The organism is Schaalia naturae (assembly GCF_042665795.1).
Lineage (GTDB): Bacteria > Actinomycetota > Actinomycetes > Actinomycetales > Actinomycetaceae > Pauljensenia > Pauljensenia naturae.
In genome coordinates this window covers 1-4,403 of sequence record NZ_JBHTEF010000014.1, presented here as the reverse complement: position 1 = coordinate 4,403, position 4,403 = coordinate 1, and the positions used below count along the sequence as shown (strand labels likewise).

At 74.2% G+C, this 4,403-nt stretch carries 4 protein-coding genes and 1 pseudogene; 4 read left to right on the top strand and 1 reads right to left on the bottom strand.

The features are described 5' to 3' along the window. Window positions 1–97 precede the first annotated feature (97 nt). A pseudogene (locus ACFQWG_RS14220) lies at window positions 98–990 on the bottom strand (ROK family protein). A gap of 351 nt (window positions 991–1,341) precedes the next feature. On the opposite strand from ACFQWG_RS14220, the gene ACFQWG_RS14215 reads away from it, so the two are divergent. The 4 genes from ACFQWG_RS14215 to ACFQWG_RS14200 form a co-directional block, all read left to right on the top strand. Beyond that, window positions 1,342–2,619, top strand: coding sequence for an extracellular solute-binding protein (locus tag ACFQWG_RS14215; protein WP_380976535.1), 1,278 nt, complete (start codon window positions 1,342–1,344; stop codon window positions 2,617–2,619). A gap of 76 nt (window positions 2,620–2,695) precedes the next feature. Next, window positions 2,696–2,941 (top strand): DUF3263 domain-containing protein, encoded by a 246-nt coding sequence (locus ACFQWG_RS14210; protein ID WP_256524191.1) that lies wholly within the window; start codon window positions 2,696–2,698, stop codon window positions 2,939–2,941. Window positions 2,942–2,950: 9 nt separating this feature from the next. Next, on the top strand, window positions 2,951–3,796 hold the full coding sequence (gene otsB / locus ACFQWG_RS14205; protein WP_380976532.1) for a trehalose-phosphatase: 846 nt from the start codon (window positions 2,951–2,953) through the stop codon (window positions 3,794–3,796). A 102-nt stretch (window positions 3,797–3,898) separates the two neighbouring features. Further along, window positions 3,899–4,403: MepB family protein (locus tag ACFQWG_RS14200; RefSeq protein WP_380976530.1), on the top strand; the 505-nt coding region annotated here is incomplete at its 3' end.

The following is a 4,403-nucleotide window of genomic DNA, read 5'->3' as shown; positions in this document are numbered from 1 at the left end:
CGCGTGCCCTCGACGACGACCCGTCCGTTCTCGACGACGCCGGTCGGCAGCACCACACGGGCTCCGGCCAGCACGGTGGCTGTGGCGCGAGCGGCCATCAGTCGGTTACCTCCGTGGCGAGTAGATCCCAGGCGAGCAGACCTGCGCCCAGGCATCCGGCGGTGTCCCCGAGGGCCGCCGGGACGATCGCGGGCAGTTTCTGGAAGGTGACGCGCTCCTCGACCGCCGCCCGCAGCGGTGTGAACAAGGTTTCCCCGGCCTCGGCGAGCCCGCCACCGATGATCAGGGTCCGGGGGTCCAGCAGGGTGAGGGCCGTGACGAGTCCGTCGGCCAGGGCGGCGACGGCGTCCTGCCACACCGCGACCGCGCGCGGGTCGCCGGAGGCGACCGCCTCGGCGCAGTCCGCCGCGTCCGCGTCCGGGTCGCCGGAGGCGGCGGACCAGGCGCGGGTGATGGCGGAGGCGGAGGCGAGCGCCTCCAGGCAGCCGCGCTGGCCGCAGCCGCAGGCGGGGCCGCCGGGGCGGACGACGATGTGCCCGATCTCGCCGGCGTAGCCGTGGGCGCCGGCCTCGATGGTGCCGCCGATGCCGATCGCGCCCGCGATGCCGGTGCCGAGCGGGACGAACAGGAAGCGGTCGGCTCCAGCCCGGCGCCGATACGGCCCTCGGCGAGGCCGCCGGTGCGCACGTCGTGCCCGAGGGCGACCGGGATTCCGCCCAGCCGTTCGCTGAGGAGCTTGCGCAGCGGGACGTCCCGCCAGCCGAGGTTGGCCGCGTAGACGGCGATGCCGCGGTCGGCGTCGACGATGCCGGGCACGGCGACCCCGGCGGCGAGCGCCGGCTCCCCGAAGTGCTCCTGCCCGTAGGCCCGCAGGTCCTCGGCGAAGCCGAGGATCGACTCCACCACGGCGTCCGGGCCGCGCTTTCGCCCGGTCGCCCGCCGCAGCTCGTGCAGGAGGGTCCCGTCCGCCGCGACGAGGGCGGCCTTCATGCCGGTGCCGCCCACATCGAGGGCGATGACGTGTTTCACGGGGAACAGCTTCGCCGAGGACCCGAATAGGTCTAGTCCACTTGGCGAGATTGTTGCCAAGCCATACAAACTCGTCCATCCGTTCGGACGGGGCGAAGCCCGCAGGCAGGGGGGTGCGCCGGCGCCCGGAGGGGGCCTCCCCGCGCCTGCGTGGGGCGCGCGGCGGTCGCGGAGCGGAACGGGTTGTGCAGGGACGTTGCGAAAGCGAGACCGGCACTGGTGTAGACCTCATGGCAATGCGTGGGACAATCTTCGTTCATCCGCAGAGCGTCACGGGGGCCGACGGGGACGCGCGCAACCGACGAGCAGAGGGTGGGGAGAGCAGTGCAGCGTCCCTTCATAGGTCTGACCGCCGCAACCGCGGCACTGGGCATGGCGGCCGTGCTGACAGGGTGCGGCGCGACGGGTTCGGGCGATGTCACCCTCCATCTCGTCGCCGCCGACTACGACGTCTCCGGCGGCCAGACCAGCAAGGTCTACTGGGAGCAGCTCACCACCGCCTTCGAGGCCGAGCACCCCGGGATCAAGGTCGAGGTGCAGATCGAGTCCTGGAACGACGTCGACCGCAAGGTCGCCGAGATGGTGGAGGCCGGGAACGCCCCCGACGTCGCCCAGATCGGCGCCTACGCGGACTACGCCGCGGACGGTCGCCTCTATGCGGCCGACCAGCTGCTGTCGGTGCCGGTGCAGTCCAACTTCCTGGTGCCGCTCACCGACGCGGGCGAGTACAAGGGCACCCAGTACGGTCTCCCCTTCGCGGCCTCCACCCGGCTGCTCTTCTACAACAAGGAGCTCTTCGCCGAGGCGGGCATCACGGGCACGCCGGAGACCTGGGACGAACTCGCCGAGGACGCCCGGGCGCTCAAGGACAGCGGGGTCCGCTACCCCTTCGCGCTGCCGCTCGGCCCGGAGGAGGCGCAGGCCGAGACCCTGATGTGGCTGCTGAGCGGCGGCACCGGCTACACCGACGCGGTCGACAAGTACGCCATCGACTCCCAGGCCAACATCAGCGCCTTCGAATGGCTCCGGGACGAGCTGGTCAAGCCCGGCCTGACCGGGCCGGTCGCCCCCGGCGAGCTCAACCGCAAGGACGCCTTCGCCGCGTTCACCCGCGGTGAGGTCGGCATGCTCAACGGGCACCCGTCCCTGATGCAGGCCGCCGAGAAGGAGGGCGTCGACGTCGGCAAGGTCGAGCTGCCGGGGCGCGAGGGCGAGGCCAAGGGGTCGATGGGCGTCGCCGACTGGATCATGGGCTTCAAGGAGAACGGCCACCGCAAGGAGATCGGCGCGTTCTTCGACTACGTCTTCAGCGACGCCAACGTCCTCGCCTTCGCCCGGCAGAACGACCTGCTGCCGCCGACGGTCACCGCCTCCGAGGCCATGGAGAAGGACCCGGAGCACGCGGACCTGCGCGAGTTCCTGCACGCGCTGCCCACCTCCGTCCTCCCGCCGGTCGGCAAGACCTCCTGGGCGGCCGTGAGCGAGACCATCAAGAAGAAGATCGGCAAGGCGATGGAGCCCGGCGGCAGCGTGGCGGCGACCCTCTCCGAGATCGACGGCGACGCGGCCGAGGCCGAGGCGGCCGAGTAGGCCGGGTCCGCGGCCGGGACCGGGCCCGGACGGAGCCCGGGGCCGGGTGGGGGTGCCGGGCGATAGGTTGGATCGTATGACCGAGGAGCCGCAGAGCACCGGGCTGCCCGCCCGCGAGCAGTCCGTGCTCGCCATGGAACGGCGCACCTGGTCCGGCCCCGGGGCCAAGGAGCGGGCGATCAGGGAGCAGCTCGGCATCTCCCCGGTCCGCTACTACCAGCTGCTCAACGCCCTCCTCGACGACCCCCGCGCCCTGGTGCACGATCCGGTCACCGTGAACCGTCTTCGCCGTGTCAGGGACGCACGCAGATCCCGCCGTTAAGGTCGGGGCATGGGCAGCTCCCCGTACGCACACACCCTGCCGACGCCGTCCACCCCCGCGGGCCGCGACGGACTCGCGGCCGTTCTCGACCGGCCCGCCGAGACCGTCGTGGCCCTCGACTTCGACGGCACACTCGCCGAGATCGTGCCCGACCCCGAGCAGGCCCGCGCGCACGAGCGCGTGGTCCCCGCGCTCGCCCGGCTCGCCCCGAGGGTCGCCTCCGTGGCCGTGGTCACCGGCCGCCCGGCCGGGACCGCCGTCCGCTACGGGGGCTTCGCGGGAGTGCCCGGGCTCGACCACCTCGTGGTGCTCGGCCACTACGGCGCCGAGCGCTGGGACGCCGCCACCGGCACGGTCACCGGGCCGGCCGCGCACCCCGGAGTGGCCGCCGCCCGGGCCGAACTGCCGGGCGTCCTGGAGGCCGCCGGCGTCCGGCAGGGGCCTGGATCGAGGAGAAGGGCCGGGCGGTGGCCGTCCACACCCGGCGCGCCGACGACCCGCAGGGCGCCTTTCGAGGCGCTGCGTGAGCCGATGGCCTCGCTCGCCTCCCGCCACGGGCTGGTTCTCGAACCGGGGCGCTTGGTCCTCGAACTGCGCCCCCCGGGCATGGACAAGGGGGTCGCCCTCGACGCCCATGTGCGCCGGTCCGGTGCCGGGGCCGTCCTGTACGCGGGGGACGACCTCGGCGACCTCGCGGCCTTCGCCGCGGTCGGGAAACTGCGGTCGGACGGGGTGCCGGGGCTGCTCGTGTGCAGCGGGAGCGAGGTGCCGGAGCTGGCGGAGCGCGCGGACCTGGTGCTCCCGGGCCCCGCGGCCGTGGCGGAGCTGCTGGCGGCCCTCGCCGAGCGGCTGTAGGACACCCGGAGGCCCCCGCGGACGGGCCGTCGGCCGGGTGGCCATTGCCGGGTGGTGGTGCCCACCGGCCCGATGGCAGGATGACGGCATGGCGGCGGCGCGGTGACGGACGAGGCGTGGGCGGGGCTCCACGGCGACCTGCTGGCGGCGAAGGCGCTGGTCTACGACCCGGCCGGGTTCGCCTGCTCGCCCCCCGTGCCCGAACCGGAGAGCGCGGCGTACGCGGCCTGCGGGTTCACGCTCGACGGCCGCTCGGTCCGGTTCCGCGCGGCCAGGACCACCCCGGCGAGGGCGGGGCAGTTCGTCACCCTGTGGCAGAGGTCCGAGGCGGGCCCGATCCGGCCCTTCGACGCGGCCGACGCGGTGGACCTCTTCGTCGTCGGCTGCCGCGACGGCGAAGGCTTCGGGCAGTTCGTCTTCCCCCGCGAGACGCTGCGCGACCACGGGATCGTCTCCTCGGGAGGCTCCGGCGGCAGGCGCGGCTTCCGCGTCTATCCGCCGTGGGCCGCCCCGACCGGCCCGGCGGCCCGGCGCACCCAGGCGTGGCAGGTGCGCCACTTCCTCGGCCTCGGGGACGGCGGCGGGCTCGCCGACCCGGCACGCGCCC